Source organism: Methylobacterium organophilum, from assembly GCF_022179465.1.
Lineage (GTDB): Bacteria > Pseudomonadota > Alphaproteobacteria > Rhizobiales > Beijerinckiaceae > Methylobacterium > Methylobacterium organophilum.
In genome coordinates this window covers 14,469-39,603 of the sequence record NZ_BPQV01000008.1, presented here as the reverse complement: position 1 = coordinate 39,603, position 25,135 = coordinate 14,469, and the positions used below count along the sequence as shown (strand labels likewise).

The 25,135-nt window shown below is 68.4% G+C and carries 8 protein-coding genes; 6 read left to right on the top strand and 2 right to left on the bottom strand.

From position 1 onward, the window contains the following. The first annotated feature begins 612 nt into the window (after positions 1 to 612). Positions 613 to 1,032: a hypothetical protein gene (locus MFF21_RS14210; protein ID WP_238311785.1), complete on the top strand. Its 420-nt coding sequence runs from the start codon at positions 613 to 615 to the stop codon at positions 1,030 to 1,032. Between the two features lie 23 nt (positions 1,033 to 1,055). Here the strand turns inward: MFF21_RS14210 and MFF21_RS14205 are convergent, their stop codons facing one another. Beyond that, on the bottom strand, positions 1,056 to 2,555 hold the full coding sequence (locus MFF21_RS14205; protein WP_238311784.1) for a TolC family protein: 1,500 nt from the start codon (positions 2,553 to 2,555) through the stop codon (positions 1,056 to 1,058). Between the two features lie 357 nt (positions 2,556 to 2,912). Continuing rightward, positions 2,913 to 4,223, bottom strand: coding sequence for an HlyD family type I secretion periplasmic adaptor subunit (locus MFF21_RS14200; RefSeq protein ID WP_238311783.1), 1,311 nt, complete (start codon positions 4,221 to 4,223; stop codon positions 2,913 to 2,915). A gap of 255 nt (positions 4,224 to 4,478) precedes the next feature. Between MFF21_RS14200 and MFF21_RS14195 the strand changes: the two genes are divergently transcribed. The 5 genes from MFF21_RS14195 (at position 4,479) to MFF21_RS14175 (ending at position 25,114) form a co-directional block, all read left to right on the top strand. Then, a complete protein-coding gene (locus MFF21_RS14195) occupies positions 4,479 to 6,407 on the top strand; it encodes a peptidase domain-containing ABC transporter (protein ID WP_238311782.1) in 1,929 nt (642 codons plus the stop codon). 7 nt (positions 6,408 to 6,414) lie between these two features. Further along, positions 6,415 to 7,335: an OmpA family protein gene (locus MFF21_RS14190; RefSeq protein WP_238311781.1), complete on the top strand. Its 921-nt coding sequence runs from the start codon at positions 6,415 to 6,417 to the stop codon at positions 7,333 to 7,335. A 95-nt stretch (positions 7,336 to 7,430) separates the two neighbouring features. Further along, complete coding sequence (locus MFF21_RS14185) at positions 7,431 to 8,975, top strand: hypothetical protein (RefSeq protein ID WP_238311780.1); 1,545 nt, start codon at positions 7,431 to 7,433, stop codon at positions 8,973 to 8,975. Beyond that, positions 8,972 to 9,334 carry a hypothetical protein gene (locus tag MFF21_RS14180; RefSeq protein WP_238311779.1) on the top strand — a complete coding sequence of 121 codons (363 nt, stop codon included), beginning with the start codon at positions 8,972 to 8,974 and terminating at the stop codon, positions 9,332 to 9,334. The genes MFF21_RS14185 and MFF21_RS14180 overlap by 4 nt, the downstream gene beginning before the upstream one ends. A gap of 57 nt (positions 9,335 to 9,391) precedes the next feature. Beyond that, complete coding sequence (locus MFF21_RS14175) at positions 9,392 to 25,114, top strand: DUF642 domain-containing protein (protein WP_238311778.1); 15,723 nt, start codon at positions 9,392 to 9,394, stop codon at positions 25,112 to 25,114. The last annotated feature ends 21 nt before the right edge of the window (positions 25,115 to 25,135 follow it).

Here is a 25,135-nt window from a genome sequence, read left to right as displayed (position 1 = left end):
TGCGGCTGCGCCTTTCCGTAAGACCGGCGGGCGGGGGCAAGGGCCTTCGACGGCGGGCCAGGATCAGGAGAGCCTCTCTCCCGGAAGGGGGCTCGCGCCCGAACCACGCCGAGAGCTCGCTGACTGAAATGTAGATAACAGACAGATTAATCATATATATATAAATATTTACGGATGCTAGCAAGGTCTCAAAAATAAACAGATGTTATATTAGGAATACAATCTGAAAAGCCAGTGAAGTAATTCCATACATGTGACACGATTGCGTCAAGCGCAAATGTTATAACATATTTACTGTCATTATGGCAGGGTTATTTTTAATATTATATTATTGGTGTATGATTTGTTTTGATTTTTTATCAGGTGCCTTTTTGATTTTTGTAGTTGTTCCACCAAAATAGAAAGTTGGCGAAATGTGATAGAATTTTGGAGGTTTTGCAGTCGGAAGCTCCTCTGACTGCTTCCCATCCTTTGACGAGGGTAGGATGACCCTCGTCGCGCGTCTCGTTCACGCCCGCTTCCCTCGCACTGTGTCGGCATGACGCCGTCGGGAGCAGCCGCGGGATTGTCCGCCATCCATCGCCGCCACGCGCGGCCAGCCCTACCGTGAGAATGTCCGACACCCTCTTGTCCTCTGATCTCCTCCCTCCGAAGGCGGCCGCCTGGCAGGCGGCCCTCAGCGCCCTGCAGCCTTCATCGCCCTGCCCGAACTTGAGCGGCGAAGACTGGCGGCGGATCTCCGAATCCGCCCTCGATTTCATCGACCGCTTCGGGGCGGAGGCCGCCCACTACGGGTGGAGCGACGTCGAATTGTTCGGTGTGCATCCGGATCTGGGCACGATGCGGACCTGCTGGTGCGGCGCCCTGATGCTGCCCGACCGGCGCGTAACGGCCGTCAGCGAGGATCGGATCAGCTTCGATACGTCGACCTACTATCGCGACTTGCCCGGGCGGCCCCACGGCATCCCGATCTGGGAGTTCGCGGCGCGACGGAGCGCTCGCATCGAAGGCATGAAACGCACGTCATCCTAAGGGGGGCGAGGCGGCGACCGAGTCTAGATGGACGTCTTCGAGGAGAGGATTCGGCTGACGAGGGTGCCGTTCAGGAGCAGGAACCGGATCTGCGCCCGGCGTCGGGCGTAGGTTTGGGCGATCAGATCTTGCTCCGCCTTCACGAGATCGACTTGGCTGTCGAGCAGCTCGAAGACGGTCCGGCCGCCGTTCCTGAACTGCTCCAGGGAGAGATCCTGGACTTTGCGGGCCGCAGCCACCCGCGAGGCGAGCGTTCCGGACTTGTCCTGATCGGATGACGTGATGCGCGAGGCGCCCTGTGCGTCCTCGCGCAATTCGCGACGACGCTTGTCGAGCTTGAGGGTCGCGGCTTCGAGGCGGGCGGCGATCTGCTGGCGCAGGCTCGTATTCGCGCCGCCGTCCAGAATCGGCATCCGGATGGACAGGAGGACGTTCCCGTACATGCGGCGATCGATAGTCGTGTCCGGCTCGGTCATCTGCCGACCGACCCGCCAGCCGGCCTCGATGCCGACATTCGGCATCAGGCCGAGCTCGGCCGCGTGGAGCTGCTCCCGGAGCGACGAGATCTCGTACTGGATCGCGAGGATCTCGGGGTTCCGATCGAGCTGGCCGTCGTCCAGGGCCATCACGTCGTCCTTCAACCGGGGGGTCACCGTGTCGGCGATCCGATCGACGTCCATCGCCGTCAGGCGCCGGAACGCATCGGCCGCGTTGGTCCGGTCCGTCACGAGGTCGATCAGTGCCGTGCGGGCCGCATCAAGGCGTGTGGTCACCCGCTTGATGTCGGCGACCGTGGAGTTGCCGTTCGACTCGTTCGTCTTGATGATGTCGAGGATCGTCTCGTGCGCCTTGATGTTCCTCTTGGTAAGATGGATGTTCTCATCGATCTGCTCGACCTTCATCAGAAGATCGAGCATGTCGAACACCGTCTGCTCCGTCTTGGCGATGCGGGCCTTGGTGCTGCTGTCGTAGGAGAGGGCCGCCCTCTCGATGTTGCTCGCCGCCGCGCCGAAATCGTAGACGCTCTGCCGGATGCTGACGCCCGCCTCGCGCCGGATCGCGTTGCCGGCAGGGTGCGTCTCCCAGTTCCGCTGCGGCCCGACGGCCGTGGAGAGGTCGACCGAGGGCAGGAGGCTGGCGCGGGCGCCGTCGATGGCGGCGAAGGCCTCCTTCTCGCGGGCCGCGGCGATGCCGATGTCGGGGTTCTCCCGGATGAGCAGCCGGACGGTCTCGGGGACCGTCAGGCTTCCCTGTTTGGCCGGCTTCGGCCCCACCGCCGTGTCGCCGGCCTTTCCCTTGCCGGGGCGGCCGCTCCCGTCGGCCGCCGGCGAAGGCTCCGCGGTCTCGGACGGGGGCGGGAGGATCGTCGCCGTCGGGAATTCGCGGCAGAGATTCGAGGGAACGGGGTAGTCTTCCGTCCCGACGCACGGAGCGGCACGCTGGCTGACGCAGCCGGCGGTGGAGAGCGACAGCAGCGCGATCGCAAAAAGTCTTTTCGCGATGAGCCGCCTGCGACCGAACATTCCTGGACCCCGGTTGATCCGGGCATTTAACGGTTTCTTATCCTTAACATATAGTTAAATTTATCGTGTCGCTCCGCCAAGACTGAAGGTCGCCGGGTTCTATCCTGTGGTTCAAGTCTGAAAAATGAAATCGTAGGATGTAATATTGGCGGGGTCTTGTCCAAATTTCGGAACAGGGCTTCTACGAGCAGTTGCAAATGCTGAGGCAGCGCGTGGTGACTGACATAAGGGCCACGCTAGGCCGCCACGTTCTCGATCGGGCGGCGCATCGCGCGAGGGGACCGCTCGTCCGGGACCCTTCGGCCACGGGCGACGTGGCCCGGCCAGGCGATTCCGGACCTTGGGCCGCTCCTTCGATCAGCGGCGGAAGGCCATGTCGCGAACCTCCGCGAGGGGGGTCAGCAGATATTGCAGCACCGTGTGCCGCTTGGTGAGGATGTCGACATTCGCCATCATGCCGGGGATGATCGGGCGGTTGTCGCCGAGGCGGTTGGGCGCGTTCAGCCGGACCCGGAAATAGGGCGGCGTGTCCTTCTCCTTGATGATGTCGGGGGAGATGTCCACGACCTGCGCGTCGAGGGAGCCGTAGACGGAATATTCGTAGGCCGTGATCTTCACCACCGCCTTGGTGCCGGGCCAGATGTCGGCCCGGTCCTGCGGCGGGAGCTGCGCCTCGATGGCGATGGTGTCGCTGCGCGGGACGATCTCCATGATCGGAGCGCCCGCGGCGATGACGCCGCCCACGGTCGCGATCATCTGCTTGTTGACGGTTCCCGACACCGGCGCCCGGATGTCGGTGCGGACCGCACGCTCCTTCAGGGCGGCGACGGCCTCGATCAGCTGGCTGATCTCGACAAAGACCTTCGTCTTCTCCTCCACCGCGTCGGAGCGGAACTTCAGGAGGGCGGCATTGCGCTGGCGGGCCGCTTCGCTCAGTGCCGCCTCCGTCTGCGGGATGTCGTGCGCCAGATCCTCGATCCGGGTGTCGATCTGCTGGAGCGCGGTGAGCGCCTGGAGGAGCTCGTTCTTCGACACGGCCCCGAGGTCGCTCAGGCGCTGGAGGCTCTGCGCGCGCTGCGCGGAGAGCTCGCGCTCCCGCTGCAGGTTCGAGCGCCGGGCCTTCAGCCCCGCGAGGGCGAGCTCCTGCTGGCGGATCTTGTCCTCCAGGATGAAGATCTGCTCGCTATGGTCCCGCTGGCGCTGGCTGAAGAGCTCCCGCTCGCTGTCGAGGATGCGGTTCTCCGCGAGGTCGGTGGGAAAGGTGACCGCCGGCGCGCCCGCGAGCTCGGCCTCCAGGCGCGCCAGAGTCGCGCGCTTGGCGGCGAGCTGCGTCCGGGTCTGCTGGAGCGTCGTCTCCGACTGCACGTCGCGGATCCGCACCAGGACCTGATCCTTCTCGACGCGATCGCCCTCGCGCACCAGGATCTCCGAGACGATGCCGCCTTCGAGATGCTGCACGATCTGGTTCTGCGTGAAGGGCACGATCATGCCGGTGCTGCGCGTCACCGCATCGATCTGCGTCAGGCTCGCCCAGGCCAGCAGGGCGATCATCCCGGCGGCGAGACCTAGGAGGACGGTCCGGTGCGTCTCGCGCACGAGCTGGTCGCAGAGCGGCGGCTCCGGCGACTCGGCTCTCCATGCCGGCGCCCGAAACGCTTCGTCCGTCATCCTCACCATCCCCGTTATGCGATAGCTCCTTATGCTCCGGCTTTGTTAATCGACAGCTAAGCATGCCCGTTTACCAGTCTAGCCCGGACTAAGACTGCAAAGGCTCACATGGCGGCCGTACGAAGAAATCCGATGGACTGGTCGAGGGCCTTGCGCGCCGTCCGTCGTCCCCGATCTATACAACCGTCCGTTACGAGGGGCGAGCACCTCGTCGCCGCTTTCGACAAGCTGCCGTTGCAGGCCGGCGGCATGGCCATGGAAAGCCGTCCGCTCGCCGCCATCGATGCCGCCGTGCTCCCCTGCGTGGCGGTCCTGCGCGACGGGACGGGGATCGGCCTCCTGGCGCGCGAGGCCGATGGCACCTTCCGATGCCGTACCGCGGAGGGCGAGGAAACGCTCTCCGGCGACGCACTCGATCAGGCCTATTCCGGGACGGTGCTCGTGCCGGCCCGCGCGGAACCGGTCGAAGAGACGCCGGCCCTGCCCCCCGGGGACCCGGACCTCGTCCGGCGGATCGTGAAGGCGACCCTCGCCTCGCGGCTCTTCCCGCAGCTTCTCCTCGCCGCCGCTCTGGGAAACCTCTTCGTCCTCGCCCTCCCGCTCTACAGCATGGCGGTCTACGACCGGATCATTCCCCATCACGCGGTGGAGACCCTCTGGGCGATGACCGGGGGCATCGTGATCGTTCTCCTCGTCGATCTCTTCTGCCGGCGGATGCGCGGCCGGATCCAGGAGGCGATCGGGATCTCGACGAGCCTCGCGCTGCAGCAGGGCCTCTTCGGCCGCCTCATGAACGCCGAGCTCGCCCATGCCCAGCGGCGGTCGGGGATCGTGTCGAGCGCCTTCTCGGCGATCGAGGGAGCCTGCCTCGCCGCCCCGCCGCTCCTCGCCGGCCTCCTCGTCGATCTGCCCTTCGCGGTCGCCACCCTCTTCTACGTCGCCTTCCTCGCGGAATGGGTGGTGGTAGCCCCGGTCCTGACCATCCTCGCCGTCGTCGGCGTCAATGTCGGCGCCTATCTCGCCGGGCGCCGGGCGCACCATGCGAGCGCCCGCAGCCAGGTGCATCGCGCCGCGCTGATCGAGGAGAGCACCCGGGCCCTCGAGGCCGTCAAGGCGGCGGGCTTCGAGCGGGTGGCCTCGGCGCGCTGGGCGCGGCTCGCGGATTCCATGGGCTACCACGGGCATCTCGGCCGGAACGCCTCGGCCTTCGCCGGCCTCGCCGCGAGCACGCTCCTCCAGGGCAGCAACGTGCTCTCCCTCGTGATCGGCGTTTTCCTCATCAATTCCGGGCGCATGACCACCGGCGCCCTGGTGGCCTCGATCCTTCTGACGAGCCGCGTGATCTCGCCGGTCGCCGCTCTCGCCGCCAACCTCGTGCGCGCCTTCAGCCTGGGCGAATCCCTCAAGCATGCGACGGCCCTGGGCCACGTTCCGAGCGAGCAGGCCGGCGACGTGCTGCGGCCGAAGACGCCGATCGCCGGGGGGCTCCGGCTGACGGAGGTCTCCTTCCGCTACCCGAACGAGCCCAGGCCGGCGCTCGAGGGCATCAACCTGACGATCGCGCCGGGGGAGCGGGTCGGCATCATCGGCCGTATCGGTTCGGGCAAGAGCACCCTGGCCCACCTCATCCCGCGCCTCTATGCCCCGGATACCGGCCATGTCCTCGTCGACGAGCACGACATCCGCCAGTTCGATCCCCGCTGGCTGCGCCGGCAGGTCGCGTTCATGCCCCAGGACTGCGAGCTCTTCGACGGGACGATCCGCGAGAACATCGTGCGCGGCTTGCCCGAGGTGGACGAGACGGTCTTCCAGGCCGCGGTCCATGCGAGCACGGTGAAGGATCTCGTCGCCAATCATCCTTCGGGATACGGCATGGAGGTCGGCCCGCACGGGCGGCGGATGTCCGGCGGTGAGAGACAGGCCATCTGCCTCGCCCGTGCGCTGATGCGCGACGCGCCGGTCCTCGTCCTCGACGAGCCCACGGCGGCCATGGACAGCCAGTTCGAGGCGCGGATCATCGAGCGGCTCCGGCCGTTCCTCGCAGGCCGCACCGTGATCGTCGCCAGCCACCGGGCGCCCGTCCTGTCCCTCGTCGACCGCCTCGTCTGGCTGGAGAACGGCCGCATCGTCGCCGACGGCCCGACCCGCGAGGTCATGAGCCAGGTGGCGACACGGGCCGCGTGAGGGCGTCATGGCAAGCAAGCATCAGCAGGAGGATCCCTGGGCCGGCTTCGTGGACGTTCTCTCGAACATCCTGATGGTCGTGATCTTCCTCGTCGTCATCCTCGGTATGGCGATCTTCGCGCTCTCGCAGCAGATCACGAAGGTGGCGGTGGAGAACGCGGTCAAGGCCGAGCGCGAGAAGACCGAGGAGATCCAGCGGCCGACTGCGGGCGCCCCGGTCCCCCCTGCGCCGCCGCCGAGCGCCGAGGCCGCCCCGAAAGCCGAGCCGGCGCGGGCGGAGGCCGTTGCAGCCGCCCCGCCGTCGACCTCGCGCGGCCCGGTCCCGCCAGCGCAGCCGGGCGTCGAGGCGACCCCGAAGGCCGAACCGGCGCGGGTGGAGACCGCTGCCATCCCGCAATCGCCCCCGGCCGATGCCCCTGCCACGCCCCCCAGCGCCGAAGCCGACACGGGGGCCGCAGGCGCCTACGTCGCGGCCCAGGCCCGCCGGGTGCGGCAGGCGGACGAGATCGCGGGCGTCACCAATCTGTCGGTGCGCAGCGTCGCCACCGCGACGAAGGATATCGAGATCGCCTCCGAGGAACTCGCGCCCACGCCGGCCGCGCCGGTGGAGGTGAAGCGGTCTCAGGCGTTCTTGAGCCTCAAGTTCGGGCGGGGGCATTTCAAGATCGATCCCACCGCCTCGACGGAGCTTCAGGCCTTCCTCGGCGCCAACAGGAGCGTAACAGGCGGAACTCTGGAGATTCGTGCCTTCGCTCAATCAACGGTTGGTTCGATTAGCGAAGCAAGGCGCATTGCATACTACCGTGCGATGCAAACGCGGACTGAGCTCGTCAAGACCGGAGTCCCCGCGACGCGGATCGAAGTCAAGATCAGGGAGTCCATCTCCCCCGAGGAGATGGATGTCGTCAGAGTTTTTGCCAAGCCCTGAGCGGACGAAAACTGTCTGGATCTAGACTTTTAACGCCATGTTGACTCGGGGGCCCTAGAACGGCGGCTTCTCGCTCGCGCGCATGGGACAGATCGGTGGGAACGACGCATTCCGGTACCAGGCGTGGCTACGCTGTCCGCAACGAGGTCGCGAAGCAGGTCGGTATCGTCGCCGTCATCGTGGCCCTCGGCGTGTGGCAGCGCCACTTCGTTGCCCAGGCGGCGGCCGCGGACCTCTATATCTTCACGCTGCTCTTCAGTGCGGGCCTTTTCGGCATCTACAACGCCGTGTCGGGCACGCATAAGCTCGCGAACGAGTTCGTCGCCCTCGAAGCGATGAAGGAGATCTACGAGGACGCCCATTGGATGCTCAGGGCGCCCGACGAGGCGAAGCTCGCGCAGCTGCGCCGGATCCGCCACCCCGCCGTCCTCTACAACACGCCCTCGGTCCTCGCCACGGCCTACAACCTCATCGTGGAGGAGGTTCAACGCAACGGATCGTTCCGCATCCCGACCGGGACCATGCAGGTGCTCGTCTCCGACGTCGAGACGAAGCTCGACGACCGGCAGGGCATGAGCCACTATCTGGGTGCGCTCATGGTGCTCCTCGGGCTGCTCGGGACCTTCATCGGCCTGATGCACACCCTGGAATCGGTCGGCGGCATCCTGGGGAGCCTCGATCTCTCGGGCTCGGCCGGAGCGGGGGCGATCGCGGGCTTGATCGAGAGCCTCAAGCGCCCGCTCGAGGGCATGTCGACCGGCTTCGGCGCCTCGCTGTTCGGGCTGATCGGATCCCTGATCATCGGCTGCCTGAGCAAGGTCGACAGCAAGGCCGCCTTCCGGCTCAAGCACGAGTTCGAGACCTGGATCAGCAAGACCGTGCAGATCGAGGCGGCGGAGCAGGCCCGGAAGGACGATGCGCTCGCGAAAGTGCGGGTCGCCGCGTCCCAGTCGGAAGACTCCCAGGCCGCGGTCCGACCGATGGCGGAGCCGCATCTGCGCACCATTCTCCGGGTCGCCCGCTCCACCGTCGCCGCCACGGCACGGCTCACCGAGCAGACGACCTCGCTGACCGCGACCATGGCGGAATCGCACCGGGAGATCGCGCGGCAGCGCAGTCTGCTGGAGCGGATCGCGGAGGCCATGGAACAGGCGCGCGCCGAGCAGACGGAGCGGGACGCGCGGATCGAAGCGATCGGCAGCGGCTTCGCGGCGTCCCAGCGCCAGCTCACGGCGGCGATCACGCGGCTGAACGACATCACCGAAGCCTCCGCCCGGGCCAGCCAGCTGCGCCTCGACCTGCAGCGATCCGAGGATGGCCGCCTGCATGACGGCCTGAATCGCACCTCGGAGGGGCTGCGCCAGATCACCGAGAGGATCGCGGCTCTGGAAGCTTCGGTCGCCGGGCGGCTGTCCGGGACGCCCATCGGTCCGGACCGGTTCGCCGAGGTCGAATCCGTCACCGACGTCATCGCCGATCTCGACCGTCTGATCGCCTCGACGCCGCTCGATCCCGGCGACGTGCGACGCCTGCGCCGGTTGTCGGCCTATGCGGAGACGCGGTCGGTCCATCCCGGCTCGGCCGCGGTGCCCGCCGCCGGGGCTCTGCTCACGAACGCCCTGCGGAGGGAGACACGATGATCGCCACGGTGCCGAGCCTCTCCCGGGCCTTCGGGCGGTTCAGCGGTCGCGCGCGCCGGGTGCACGAGCGGTTTCCCTGCATGATCCGCGGGAAAATCCTGTTCGTCGAGCGTGGCTTCTCCATCGACGGGGTGGTGAACGAAGTCTCGGCGGGCGGCCTGCGCGTGCGCCCCGCGCTGACTTACCTCCTCCGCAGAAGAGGAGGAGACGACGTTCTGGTGGAGTTCGGACCCTTCAGTCTGGAAGCCGCTCTCATGAATACAACCGAATACGGTTACGGTCTGCGCCTCAAGTCGATCCTTGGGCGGGAAGACCTTGAGAATATTCTTGAGTTCTCGAAATCGGACGCCATGGCTTGAGCGGGTTCTCCCGCCACGTCCATGGGGTGGAGCGTGCTTTCGAAGGCCTGACGCGACATGGCAACTGAACCCTCCAACGGCAGCGGGCAGAGCGCGACGGCGGAGGCCCCGAAGGAGGGCCTGAGCCCCGCGAACGGCGCCGGCGTGCTGAGCGTCGGTCGGCCCGAGGGCGGGCAGACCCACATCGTCCCGACCGTCGAAGGGCAGCGCATCGCGCTGACCTTCCCCCTCGAAGGGGCGAAGGTCGAGATGCGGGACGTCGATCTCGTCATCACCTTCCCCGATGGCGCGTCCCTGGTGCTGCTCGAGTTCGGTCTGCGCCTTCTCAACGAGAGCGCGGCCTCGCTCACCGTCAACGGCGCGCCCCTCAATGCCCAGTCGCTGCTCGCGCTGGTGAGCAACTTCGTGGCGTCGGACGTTCCGATCGTCCCGAACATGAGCTCGCAGGAGGCGCCCAAGACCCTGTCCCAGAAGGAGGCGGGAAAGGAGCCGCCTCCGCCCCAGCCCCCCGCGTCGCCGGTCGTGGAGGTGAAGGCCGAGCCGCCCAAGCCCAAGAGCAACGACAACGTTCAAGCCGCCAACACCCACACCGGCGACTACGACACGCCTCCCGCTCCGCCGCTGCCGCCTGCGAAAGCCGCGCCTGCCAGCGACGCCACGCCCGGTTCCTCGTCGAAGAAGGTCGTCGAGAACACCCATACCGGCGACTACACGACGCCCCCGACCGCGTCGTCCGACGGGGACAAGACCGGCTCGGGCAACGGCACCACGGATCACGCCCATAACGGCACCAGCGATCACGCCAACAACGGCACCAGCGACTACACGAACACCGGCACCAGCGATCACGCCCATAACGGCACCAGCGAATACGCGAACACCGGCACGAGCAATTTCACCAACAACGGCACCAGCGACCATACCGGGACCGGCGATACCGACCACGTCGGCAACGGGACCGGGGTCGGAGCCGGGCAGTACGACATCCCGACGCCGAAGATCACGGCGGCGCTGTTCGGGATCGTCGGCGTCGCGACGAAGGCGCTCGCGGCCGGAGGTGAGGAGATCGGCGGCGCCCTGACCGTGGCGCCCGCCGACACGGACACGCATTACGCGGCCCAGTCGGCGACGGACACCATCACGGGAACCGCCTTCGCGGATGTCATCCACGCGGACGACCCGACCTATGCCGGGGTCGGGACGACCTCCCGCACGGTGCAGATCACGACCGCGATGCCCAACACGGATTGGGTCATCAAGGGCGTGCACGTCTCCGATCTGCCGGCGGGGGTGAGCCTCGTCGGGGTGACGGCGGTCAACGGCGTCTACACGCTCCCCTTCGATCCGGCGAACCCGTCGGCGACCACGCTCAACCTGCAATACACCCTGCCGGACGGCCTGACGCAGAAGGACGCCAACGGGTTCTACGGGTTCTTCAGTCTCAAGCTGGACTACGACATCGCGAGCGACAGCCTGCACACCGCGACCACCACCGCGGGCACCGTGCAGTTCGCCGTCCGCGACGTGACCGACGAGGCGAGCGCCGCCTACACGGATCCGGTGACCGGCCTCCCGGTCTACGTGCTCTGGGCGAACCCGCCCGGGACCGCCGTCGATGCGGGCCTCGGCGACGACACGGTGATCGCCGGGGCGGGGCCCGACACGCTGGACGGCGGCGCCGGGACGAACCTGCTCTCCTACGAGACGTCCAATGCGGGGGTCACGATCAACCTCGCGACCGGGGAGGCGGCCGGCGGATACGCCCGCGGCGACCGCTTCACCAACTTCCAATCCGTGGAGGGAAGCCGCTCCGCCGATCACCTGATCGGCGATGGCGGCGCCAACACGCTGATCGGCGGGGCCGGCGCGGACACCCTCGAAGGCGGCGGCGGCATCGACACGGCCGACTACGCCACCTCCGCCGCTGCCGTGACCGTCGATCTCGCAGCGGGTACGGGCTTGGGGGGCGACGCCGCAGGCGACGTCCTCGTCGGCATCACGAACCTCGTCGGCTCGGCCTTCGGCGACCTCCTGACCTCCGGGGCGGCGGGGAGCGGCCTCGCGGGCGGGGCGGGCGACGACACCCTGGTTTCGGGGCTCGGGCCGGACACGCTCGACGGCGGGGTCGGGATCGACACCGTCGACTATTCCGCCTCCACGGCGGCCGTCAGCGTCGATCTCGCCCTCGGCCTCGGCCGCGGCGGCAGCGCCCAGGGCGACCTCCTGACCTCGGTCGAGAACGTCATCGGCTCCGCCTTCGCGGATGCCCTCACGGCCTCCGCGAGCGGCAGCCTGCTGCAGGGCGGCGCCGGCGACGACACCCTCGCCGCGGGCGCCGGGCACGACACCCTCGACGGCGGCGCGGGCACGGACATCGCCGACTACGCAGCCTCGACCACGGGGGTCTCCGTCAACCTCGCGACGGGCCTCGGTGCCGGCGCCTATGCCGAGGGCGACACCCTCGTCTCCATCGAGGGCGTGATCGGGTCGGCCTTCGCCGACACGCTGACCGCCGGCGCGACGGGCAGCCTGCTCCAGGGTGGGGCAGGGGACGACACCCTCGTCTCGGGGGCGGGGGCCGACACCCTCGACGGCGGGGCCGACACGAACACCGCCGACTACTCCGCCTCCTCGGCCGCGGTCCGCGTCGATCTCGCCACGGGGGCGGTCGCCGGGGGCGCCGCCCAGGGGGATCTCCTCGTCAACATCCAGAACGCCGTCGGCTCCGCCTTCGCCGACCGTCTCGTCGCCGGGCAGGGCGGCAGCCGCCTCTCCGGCGGCGCGGGCGACGACACCCTCGTCGCCGGCCTCGGGGCCGACATCCTCGACGGCGGCACCGGCAGCGACACCGTCGACTACGCCGCCTCCGCCGACGCGGTCAGCGTCTCCCTCGCCCGGGGGACCGGCGCGGGCGGCAGCGCCCAGGGCGACCGGCTGATCGGGATCGAATCCGTGATCGGCTCGGCCGGTGCGGACATGCTCATCGGCGATGCGGCCGCCAACCTGCTCTCCGGCGGGGCGGGCAACGACACCCTCGTGGGCGGCGCGGGGGCCGATACCCTCGACGGTGGCGCCGGGCGCGACACCGCCGACTACTCCGCCTCGGCGGCCGGTGTCTCCGTCGATCTCTCGACGGGCATCGTCGGCGGCGGGGACGCGCAGGGCGACACCCTCGTCTCCATCGAGAACATCCTCGGATCGGCCTTCGCCGACCGGCTCGCGGCCGGGGTCCCCGGCAGCCTCCTCGTCGGCGGTGCGGGCGACGACACCCTCGTCGCGGGCCTCGGGGCCGACACCCTCGACGGCGGCAGCGGCCGGGACATCGCGGACTATTCCGCCTCCTCGGCTGGTGTCACGGTCGACCTCGCCGCCGGCTCCGCGAGCGGCGGGGATGCCGCGGGCGATACCCTCGTCTCCATCGAGAGCGTGGTCGGCTCGGCCTTCGCCGACCGGCTCACGGCCGGGACCACGGGCAGCCTCCTCTCCGGTGGCGCGGGCGACGACACTCTCGTCGCCGGCCTCGGGGCCGACACCCTCGACGGCGGCGCCGGACGCGATACGGTGGACTACTCCGCCGCCACCTCCGGCCTGATCGTCGATCTCGTCGCCGGAACGGCTTCGGGCGCCGCCGCCGCGGGCGATACGCTCATCTCGATCGAGAGCGTCGTCGGATCGGCCTTCGCCGACCGGTTCATCGCCGCCGCGGCAGGAAGCGCTCTGTATGGCGGGGCCGGCGACGACACCCTCGTGGCCGGCGCGGGGCTCGATACCCTCGACGGCGGCACGGGATCCGACACCGTCGACTACACCGCCTCCGCCTCCGGCGTGACGGTCGATCTCGCCGCCGGGCAGGGAATGGGCGGGTACGCCCAGGGCGATATCCTCGTCTCCATCGAGAGCGCGGTCGGCTCGGCCTTCGCCGACCGGCTCACGGCCGCAGCGGTGGGGAGCGCCCTGCACGGGGGCGCGGGCGACGACACCCTCGTCGCGGGCGTCGGGGCCGACCTCCTGGACGGCGGCGCCGGGACGGACATCGTCGATTATTCCGGATCGAGCGCCGGCATCAGCGTGAATCTCGCCACCGGCCTCGTCGGCGGCGGGAGCGCCGACGGCGACACGCTCCTCTCCATCGAGAGCGTGGTCGGATCCGCCTTCGCCGATCGGCTCGTGGCCGGGGCCACCGGCAGTCTCCTCGCCGGCGGGGCCGGCGACGACACCCTGGTGGCCGGGGGCGGCGCCGACACCCTCGACGGCGGCACCGGGTCGGATACCGTCGATTACTCCGCCTCCTCGGCCGGCGTCGCGGTCAACCTCGCCACCGGGCGCGGGGCCGGCGGGGATGCCCAGGGCGACGTCCTCTCGAACATCGAGACCGTGATCGGCTCGGCCTATGCCGACACCCTCACCGCATCGGCCGTCGGCGGCGCGCTGTATGCGGGGCTGGGGGACGACACCCTCGTTGCCGGGTCGGGCGCGGACAGCCTCGATGGCGGCGGCGGCACGGACACGGTCTCCTACGCGACCTCCACCGCGGGCGTGACCGTCGATCTCGCGCGGGCCACCGCCCAGGTTTCGGCTGGCGATGCGGCGGGCGACATTCTCGTCTCGATCGAGGGCGTGATCGGATCGGCCTATGCCGACCGGCTCATGGCCGCCGCCGGCGGCAGCACCCTGAAGGGGGGCGGCGGCAACGACACCCTGACGGCCGGGATCGGGGCGGATACGCTGGATGGCGGCGCCGGCAGCGACACCGTGGACTATTCGGCCTCCACCGGGGCGGTGCGCGTGGACCTCGCCACCGGGCAGGGCTCGGGGGGCTATGCCCAGGGCGATGTCCTCGCCTCCATCGAGAACGTGACGGGCTCCGCCTTCGCCGACCGCCTCATCGCCGCGGCGGCGGGCAGCGCGCTCCAGGGTGGAACGGGGGACGACACCCTCGTGGCCGGCATGGGGGCGGACAGCCTTGATGGCGGGGCCGGCAACGACACGGTGGACTATTCCGCCTCTACCGGGGCGGTGAGCGTGGACCTCGCCACCGGGCAGGGCTCGGGGGGCTACGCCCAGGGCGATCTCCTCACCGGCATCGAGAGCGTGGTGGGATCGGCCTTCGCCGACCGCCTCGCCGCGGCGGCGGCGGGCAGCGCGCTCCAGGGTGGAGCGGGGGAAGACACCCTCGTGGCCGGGTCGGGCGCGGACAGCCTCGATGGCGGCGCGGGCTCCGATACGGTCGATTATTCCGCCTCCACCGGGGCCGTCACCGTCGACCTCGACGCACGCACGGCCTCCGGCGGCTCCGCGCAGGGCGACAGCCTCGTCTCCATCGAGGGCGTGATCGGCTCGGCCTTCGCCGACACCCTGACCGCCGCGGCGGCGGGCAGCCGCCTCACGGGCGGGGCGGGGGACGACACCCTCGTCGCCGGGGCCGGGGCCGACATGCTGGACGGCGGCTCCGGCCAGGACACGGCCGATTACTCCGCCTCCGCGGCGGCGGTCGGCGTCAATCTGGCCACGGGCCAGGGAACAGGCGGCGCCGCGCAGGGCGACACCTTCGTCTCCATCGAGAGCGTGATCGGCTCGGCCTTCGCCGACACCCTCACCGCCGCGGCCACCGGCAGCGTGCTGCGGGCGGGTGCGGGCGACGATACCCTGGTGGCCGGCGCGAGCGCGGACACCCTCGACGGCGGCAGCGGGCGCGACACGGTCGACTATTCCGCCTCCAGCGCCGCGGTCGGCATCAACCTCGCCGCCGGCACCGCCTCCGGCGGCTTCGCGCAGGGCGACACCCTCGTCTCCATCGAGAACGCGGTCGGATCGGCCTATGACGACCTTTTGACCGCGGCGGCGGGGGGCAGCTCCCTCTCCGGCAGCGCGGGGAACGACACCCTCGTCGCGGGCGCCGGAATCGACAGCCTCGACGGCGGCAGCGGGTCCGACACCGTGGACTACTCCGCCTCCACGGCCGCGGTCGCGGTCAACCTGACGGCCACGAGCCAGAACAGCGCCTTGGGGACCGTCGCCGCCGGCGCCGGCCTCGGCGGCTATGCCGACGGGGACAGCTATCTCGGGGTGGAGAACGTCGTCGGCTCGGCCTTCGCCGATACGCTCTATGCCGGATCGACCGCGGGGCGTCTCCAGGGCGGCGCGGGGAACGACACCCTCGCGGCGGGGGCGGGCGCCGACACCCTCGACGGCGGCGCAGGCTCGGACACCGCGAGTTACGCTGCGTCGACGGCGGGCGTCTCCGTCAACCTCGCCACCGGGTTCGGCAGCGGCGGCTATGCCCAGGGAGACGTGCTCGTCTCCATCGAGACCGTGATCGGGTCCGCCTATGCCGACACGCTCACCGCATCGACCGGCGGCAGCACCCTGAAGGGCGGCGCGGGCAACGACACCCTGGTTGCCGGGGCCGGCGCGGACAGCCTCGACGGCGGCGCCGGGACGAACACCGTCGACTATTCCGCCTCCACTGCGGGCGTTACGGTCAACCTAACCACCGCGAGCCAGACCGGCGCCTTCGGCACCGTCGCTGCGGGCGCCGGCCTCGGGGGCCATGCCGCGGGCGACAGCTATGCCGGCCTCCAGAACGTCATCGGCTCCGCCTTCGCGGACACCCTCTATGCGGCGGCCGCGGGGGGAAGCCTCCAGGCTGGCGCGGGCAACGACACCCTGGTCGCCGGGGCGGGGGCAGACAGCCTCGACGGCGGCGCCGGGACGGATGTCGTCAGCTACGCCCTGTCGAACGCCGCCGTGACGGTGAACCTCGCCACCGGGGCCGCGGCGGGCGGCTACGCGGCCGGCGACGGCGTCCTGAACGTCGAGGGCCTCACGGGCTCCGCCTACAACGACACGCTGACCGGCAGCGCGGCGGCCAACACGATCCTCGGCGGCGCCGGCAACGACACCATCGAAGGCCTCGGCGGGGCGGACACCCTGGACGGCGGCACCGGCACGAACACCCTCTCCTATGCGAACTCCACGGCCGGCGTGACCGTGGACCTCAACCTGACCACCGCCCAGGTCTCCTCCGGCGACGCTTCGGGGGATGTCGTCGCCAACTTCCAAGCCGTCCTCGGGTCGGCCTATGACGACCGCTTGATCGCGCTCGTCGGCTCCGGAGGCGCCTCGGGCAGCCTCCTGAAAGGCGAAACCGGCAACGACACCCTGGTCTCGGGGGCCGGCAACGACACCCTCGACGGCGGCGTGGGCACGGACACCGCGGATTATTCGGCCTCGACCGCCGCGGTGACGGTGAGTCTCGGGGCCGGGACGGCCTCGGGGGGCTACGCGCAGGGCGATACCCTCACCCTGATCGAGAACCTCGTCGGTTCGGCCTACGCGGACACCCTCACCGGCGACGCCACCGCCAACCTCCTCTCCGGCGGCACCGGCAACGACACCCTGGCGGGTGGTGCGGGGGCGGACACCCTCGACGGCGGCGCCGGTACCGATACCGCCACCTACGCGGCTTCCTCCACCGGGGTGACCGTGAATCTCGCGACAAACCTCAATTCCGGCGGCGACGCTGCGGGCGACGTGCTGCTCAACGTCGAGGACCTCACGGGATCGTCCTTTGCCGACCGCCTGACCGGCGATTCCCACGCCAACTTTCTCTCCGGCGGCGCCGGCAACGACACTCTGGCGGGTGGTTCGGGTGCCGATACCCTCGACGGTGGCGCGGGCACGGATATTGCCGACTACTCCGCCTCCGCCACAGCCGTGACGGTTAGCCTCGCCGCGGGGACCGGCTCCGGCGGTGACGCGGCCGGGGACACGTTGATGTCCATCGAGGGCGTGATCGGCTCGGCCTTCGCCGACACCCTCGTCGCCGCGGCGGCGGGAAGCGCTCTCAGAGGCGGTGACGGCAACGACACCCTCAAGGGCGGCGCGGGGACGGACACCCTCGACGGCGGCGCCGGCATCGATACGGCAGACTACGCGGCTTCGAGCGCCGCGATCACGGTCAACCTCGCGACGGGAATCAATGTCGGCGGCGATGCGGACGGCGACACGATCCTCGACGTCGAGAACGTCGTCGGCTCGGCCTACGACGACAGTCTGATCGGTGACGGCAACGCCAATCTCCTCTCCGGCGGCGCCGGCAACGACACCCTGATCGGCGGCGGGGGCGCGGATACCCTCGACGGCGGTGCGGGCACCGACACCGCCGACTATGCCGCCTCCGGCCTCGCCGTCTCCGTGAACCTCTCCACCGGGATGGGATCGGGTGGCAATGCCGACGGCGACGTCCTTGTCTCGATCGAGAATATCGTCGGCTCGACCTATGCCGACGTTCTCACCGGCGACGCCAATGCCAACCTCCTCAAGGGTGGGGCGGGGGACGACACCCTCGCTGGCCTCGGCGGGGCGGATACCCTCGACGGCGGCACCGGGTCGAACACCGCGGACTACTCGGCCTCCGCAGCCGGGGTCGGCGTCAACCTCGCGGGCACCTTCTCGATCCAAGCCTTCAGCGTCACCGTCGCCGCGGGCACCGGCACCAAGGGCGACGCCCAGGGTGACACGCTCCTGAACATCCAGAACATCATCGGCTCGGCCTATGCCGACGTGCTCGCTGCGAACGAGAACGGAGGACGGCTCACGGGCGGGGCGGGGGACGACACCCTCATCGCCAAAGCGGGCGCGGACACCCTCGACGGTGGCACTGGCAGCGACTTGGCCGATTACAGCTATTCGACCGCCGCCGTGACCCTCAACCTCTCGACGGGCGCGGCGTCCGGCGGCTACGCCCGGGGCGACACGCTGATCTCGATCGAGCGGGTCATGGGCTCGTCCTATAACGACACGCTCACTGGCAACGCGACGGCGAACGACCTCTCGGGTGGTGCGGGCAACGACACGATCGAGGGGCTCGGCGGGGCGGACACCCTCGATGGCGGCGCCGGCATCGACACGGTCGCCTACACGAACGCGGCGGTAGGCGTCATCGTCGACCTGAACCTCACCACCGCACAGCTCTCGAATGGCGACGCGTCCGGCGATGTCCTGACGAATTTCGAGAACCTCACGGGTTCAGCCTACGATGACACGCTGACGGCGCTGGTCTCTGCCGCCGGCTCGGACGGCAGCGTCCTCTCCGGCGGTACCGGCAACGACACGCTGGTTTCGGGCGCGGGCAACGACACCCTCAACGGTGGCTCCGGATCGGACACCGCGTCCTATGCGGCCTCCACCGCAGGCGTCACCGTCGACCTCAATCTCGCGACGGCGCAGAATTCCCCCGGCCACGCCGCGGGCGATATCCTCACCGACATCGAGAACCTCATCGGCTCTGCCTTTGCCGACAGCCTGACGGCGCTCGCTGCCGGCAGCGCTCTTGCGGGCGGGGCGGGCAATGACACGCTGATCTCCGGTGCGGGTGCGGACACGATCGACGGTGGCGCGGACACCGATACGGTGTCGTACGCGAATTCTACCACCGGAGTGACGGTGGACCTGATGCTCGCCACCGCGCAGACCTCTACGGGCGATGCCAATGGCGACGTCCTCAGCAACGTCGAGAACATCATCGGCTCGGCCTACGACGACAGGCTTACCGCGATCCTCTCGGCGTCCGGCAGCGCCGGGAGTTTCCTCCAGGGTGGGGACGGGAACGACACCCTCGTCGCCGGTGCCGGGGCGGACACCCTCGACGGCGGCAACGGCACGAACACGGTCGACTACGCGCTGTCCACCGTCGGGGTGACGGTCAATGTCGGTTCTACCGCCGGCGCCTATGCCGCCGCGGGAACCGGGGCAAGCGGCTACGCCACGGGCGATACCTACACGAACATTCAGAATGTCGTCGGTTCGGCCTTCGCCGACTACGTCTATGTCAATGGATCGGGAGGCTTGATCGCCCTCGGCACCGGCAATGACACCGTCATCGCCGGTGCCGGGACCGATACGATCGATGGCGGTGCCGGCAGCGATACGGTCGACTATTCCTGGTCCAACGCCGCCGTGACGGTGAATCTCGCCGCTGGGACCGCCTCCGGAGGATATGCTGCGGGGGACCGCCTCTCGAACGTCGAGAGCCTCAGCGGCTCCAGTTACAACGACGTGCTGACTGGCGATGCCAACGCCAACGCCCTCAGTGGCGGAGCGGGCAGCGACACGATCGAAGGTGGCGCGGGCAACGATACCCTCGACGGAGGCGCCGGCAACGATACGCTCAGCTATGCGAGCGCAACGAGCGCCGTGCGGCTCCTGCCGAACTACGCATTGTCCTACAACACCGTTGGCGCTGGCATCGACGTCACGTCGAGCTTCGAGGTCATCGTCGGCTCGAATTACTCGGACATCATCAACCTTCAATACGGCGGCATCCAGGTCAACGCGGGGAGCGGCAACGACCTCATCTATGACAACGGCAACAATGGCCTGATCGACGGCGGGGCCGGCATCGACACGGTCACCTTCTCGGGCAGCTTCTGGGGCGGCGGCGTCACCGTCGATCTCGCCGTGGCTACCACCAACGCGACGCGGGCCTGGGGCGGATACGCCATGGGCGATTGGTTCACCGGCGTCGAGAACCTCGTCGGTTCGAGCACCGGCGACTATCTCGCCGGTGATTCCAGTACCAACGCCCTCGACGGCGGCGGCGGCAACGACGTCCTCAAGGGCGGTGCAGGCGACGACATCCTCTTCGGCGGAAGCGGCAACGACACGCTGATGGGCGGCGCGGGAGCGGACGCCCTGATCGGCGGCGCGGGCACGGATACGGCAAGCTGGGCCGGTTCCTCCTCCGGCGTGACCGCGAACCTCGCCACCGGCATCGCCTATGGCGGCGACGCCGGTACGCAAGGAGCGGCGACGGCCTACACCAATGCGAGCCTCGTCGCGGGTTGGGGCTTCTTGGAGGGCAGTGGCGCCACGGCAACGGCGATCAACACCGGTACCGCGATTGCGCTCAACGGCCAGACGAGCTGGACCGCCGGCCCGACGAACCACAGCTCGGCCCTCGATTTCAAGGGCCGCGGCTCCAACGATACGGCGACCATCGGCACGCTGTCGCTCGGCGACAGCTTCACCATCTCCACCTGGGTGAACTTCGACAATCCGACGAGCGGCGTACAAGAGGGCGTCTGGAAGATCGGCACCGCTAACAATCAGTGGCTGTTCCTACAGAAGCAATCCAACGGAAACCTCTACGCCGAAATCCGTGGCGATCTCGCTGGGGCGACGACCCTCGGACAGAGCATCGCGGGCGTTGCCGCCTCCTCGAGCTACATCGTCGCCGATCAGTGGATGAACGTCGCCGTGACCTATCAGGCGGGACGGCTTTCCCTCTACATCAACGGTGATCTGGCCTCGAATACGGACAGCGCGGTCATCCTCCCGACGGGCGGGACCTTCACCAGCAACTATCTCGGCCGCGACTCCAACGCCGCCAATCTCCTCGATGGCCAGGTCGATGACTTCGCGGTCTTCAACACGGCGCTGACCCAGTCGGAGATCAAGCAGCTTGCCACCCAGGCGAGCGGGCTCGAATCCGCCGGCCTCGTCACCGATACCCTCGCGCAGATCGAGAATCTCACCGGAACGGATTACGCCGATACGCTGACGGGCGATGGGGGCGCCAACGTCCTTGATGGCGGGGCGGGCGACGACACGCTCATCGGCGGGGCGGGCGACGACACGCTCGTCGGGGGAGCAGGCGCCGACATCCTCGACGGGGGCGCCGGAACGGACACGACATCCTACGTCACATCGGCCGCCGCGGTGACCGTGAACCTCGCCAACCAGACGGCAAGTGGCGGTGATGCCCAAGGCGACACCCTCACCTCCATCGAGAGCGTGACCGGCTCGACCTATCACGACACGCTGACGGCGACGGATACGGGCTCCACGCTCACGGGCGGCGCCGGCAATGACACCCTCACGGGCGGCGCCGGCAACGACACGATCAGGGGCGATGACGACCTCGGCAAGCTGACGACCTACGCGGTGGCCGTCGCGAACGGCCAGAACCTTCTCACCAACGGCAACTTCGAGGCTTATTCCACCGGCCGCTACACGAACGGCAACGTCGCGACGGGATCGGGCTACGTCGGTACCGGCTGGCAGACCGCGAACAACCAGATCCAGATCAGCGACAGCGTCTATCTCGCCAGCGGCTCCGCGGAGAACCAGTCGCTGCGCATGTTCATGGGTGGGACCACGGACGTCTGGCAGACGGTCTCGACCACCGCCGGCCGTACCTATCTCGTCCAGTTCGACCTCGGAAATCTCGCCAACTATTCCGCGCAGCTCAGTATCTTGGTCAACGGCACGAAGATCGACACGGTCGGAATCGGTGCCTTCCCGAACTCCTGGCAGACCTTCGATTACCTCTTCACCGGCACCGGCAGCGACAAGGTCGAGTTCAAGCTCGCTTCGTCAGACGGCGGCTCGATCATGCTCGACAACGCCGTCGTGATGGAGGCGGGCGGCAACGATTCCATCACCGGTGGTGGCGGCGACGACACGCTCGATGGCGGCTACGGTAACGATCGCATCGACGGCGGCGACGGCAATGACCGGGTCATCGGCGGGCTCGGCAACGACATGATCGTTGGCGGCATCGGCAACGACTTCATCAGCGGTGACGCGGACTCCTTTGGATCGATTGGCCTCGAGACCTTTGACACCGGGAACTCCAGCTGGATGACAGCTGGGGGAAGTGTCGTCCCGACCGTGCAACTCCTCGACGGCAACGCCGTCCTGGGCAACATTGCTGGAAGCGGCAACAACAGCACCTGGGCGCAGCAGATTTCGAGGAGCTACCAGCTCACGGATCCTTCCACTGCTACGACCACGATAAGTCTCGACGTCTACGTGCTCGATTCCGCCGATGGCGGAGAAGGCGTCCGGATTTATGCGAATGGTGCCGCGATTCTCACGGTGACAAACAGCACCGGCTGGTCGGGAAATTTGAGTCTCTCGAACCTCACGTTTCAGAGCGCTGCGGACGTAACCTACACGGCGAACCTGACCCAGGGAAACTATTCGTCGTATTGGAGCGGCAACGACAACAAGATCTCACTCACCATCACGCTGCCCACGCCCTCGAACGGTGTACTGACCCTCGGCTTCGGCGCCAATTTCAACGAAGCCAGCAACAATGAGAGCTTCGCCGTCGACAACATCAACGTTCCGGGCTCTGGCGTCATCGGCGATGCCACCGCGGGCGGGGACGACACCATCACGGGCGGCGCCGGAAACGACATCATCGACGGCGGTATGGGAACCGACACGGCCGTCTATTCCGGGAATCGCTCGGCCTATACTGTCACCTACGCCCTCTCGACGGTGACCTATACGATCGCGGGGCCCGACGGGACCGACACCGTCAAGAATGTCGAGAAGTTCCAGTTCGATGACGGGACGCTGACGGCAGCCCAGCTCATTGCCGGCATGGGCATCGCTGTCACTCAAAACACCATCGCCGAGGGCAGCGCCTCGGGGACCGCTGCTGCAACTCTCGCGTCGAGCGATGGGTCCTCCCAGACCTACACCATCACTGGTGGCGCCGACGCTTCCTTGTTCGTGCTCTCCGGCAACAATCTCGTGCTGGCGAGTGGTGCGAGCCTCTCCTACGCCGTCGCCGCCACGCGAATGGTGCAGGTGACGGCGACCGCTTCGGATGGGTCGACCCACGTCCAGGATGTCACGATCAACGTTTCCGATGTCGCGCCGACCGTGACCTCGGCGGCGACCCACACGATGAACGAAGGCCAGACGGCCGCCGCCACCGTCGCCGCCACCGATCCCAGCGGCCCCTCCGTAATCGGCTTCTCGATCAGCGGAGGCGCGGACGCCAACCTCTTTACCATCGACGCCTCGACCGGCGCCCTCAGCTTCAGGAACGCGCCAAGCTACACCAGTCCCTCCGACAAAGACCATGACAACATCTACGAGGTGACGGTCGCAGCCTCCGACAGTCGTCTCACCACCACGCAGGCGGTGCAGATCACCGTTGCGGATGTGGCGCCGACCATTACCTCGGCGGCAAGCCGCACGGTCAACGAGGGCCAGACCGGCGCTGGTGCCGTTACCGCTACCGACCCCGGCAGCACGGCGCTGACCTATTCCGTCAGTGGCACGGATGCGGGGCTGTTCGCCATCGATGCCTCGACCGGTGCCCTGACCTTCAAGGCCGCGCCGAGCTACACCAATCCTTCGGACAGCGACCACGACAACATCTACGAGGTGACGGTCGTGGCTTCCGACGGCCATCTCACCACCTCCCAGGCGGTGCAGATCACCGTTGCGGATGTGGCGCCGACCATCACCTCGGCGGCCAGCCGCACGGTTGCGGAGAATACGGCGGCTGCGGGCACGGTGACGGCCACGGATCCTGGCAGCACGGCGCTGACCTATTCCATCAGCGGCACGGATGCGGGGCTGTTCGCGATCGACGCCTCGACGGGCGCTCTCACCTTCAAGGCGTCACCCGACTACGAGCAGCCCTCCGACGCCGACCATGACAACATCTACAAGGTGACGGTTGCGGCCTCGGACGGCCATGCCAGCACCAGCCAGGCGCTCCAGATCACCGTCGACAACGTCAACGAGGCGCCGCATGTCACTGCGAACTCCACCTCGCCGAGCGTGGGCGAGGGACAGGCCGGCGCTTCGGTGACGCGTTTCACGGCCAGCGATCCCGATGCCGGCGACAGCGTTGCGGTCTCTCTCTCCGGCGCCTATGCCAGCCTCTTCGAGATTTCCGGCACCACCCTCGAACTCAAGTCCGGCGTCGCCCTCAACCACGCTGCCCGATCCTCCTACGCGCTGACGCTCACGGCCACCGACAGCCACGGCCTGACGGACAGTTACGGGATCACCGTGCAGGTTGCCCAGGAGAGCGATCAGGTCACGCTCACCGCGAGCGGAGCGGGCGAGACGCTCGATGCTTCCGGCCACGCCATGGGCACGGCGGACTTCCACAGTTCCGACGCCGCGGTCGACATCAATCTCGCCAACGGCTCGGCTTCAGGCGGATACGCCCAGGGGGACACCCTCACCGGCATCCAGCATCTCGTCGGCTCATCCCACGACGACCGGCTCACGGGCGGGACAGAGAACAACGACCTCTATGGCGGTGACGGCAACGACACGATCGCTGGCGGGGCCGGAATCAACTTCCTCTCCGGCGGCGCGGGCAACGACACCTTCGTCGCCGGCGGCGGCCTCGATGTCATCGACGGCGGCAGCGGGACGAATACCGTGGACTTCAGCCAATCCACCGCCGCCATCGTAGTCGACCTCTCGGCCCGCACCGCGAGCGGCGGCTACGCGGCCGGGGACACGCTCACCAACATCCAGAACGTCGTCGGCTCGACGCATGACGATGCGCTGACGGGTACGGGGGGAAGCATCCTATCCGGTGGAGACGGCAACGACACCCTCACGGGCGGCGGCGGAGGATTCCTCTCGGGTGGTGCAGGCAACGACGTCTTCTACGTCGATGGCTCAGGCTCCGACACGATCGACGGGGGTACGGGTTCCGACGCCGTGCACTTCGTCGGCAGCGGCAACATGGTCCTCACCGGCATCTCGGGGGTCGAGGAACTCGATTTCGGAGGCGGCAGCAGTGCAACCATCGATTCCACGATCCTGACGGACCTCGCCCCGGCGAGCAACGTCTTGACCATCAATCGCACCGGCAGCGATACGGTCACGCTCTCGGGGGCGACGGATACTCATTCGACGACCGTCGAGCACGGCATCACCTACGAGGTTTTCCAGATGATGGACGATCACAACACCCAGATCGACATCCATCTGCAGGTGGCCTGACGGGATCGGGGCGGCAGGCCG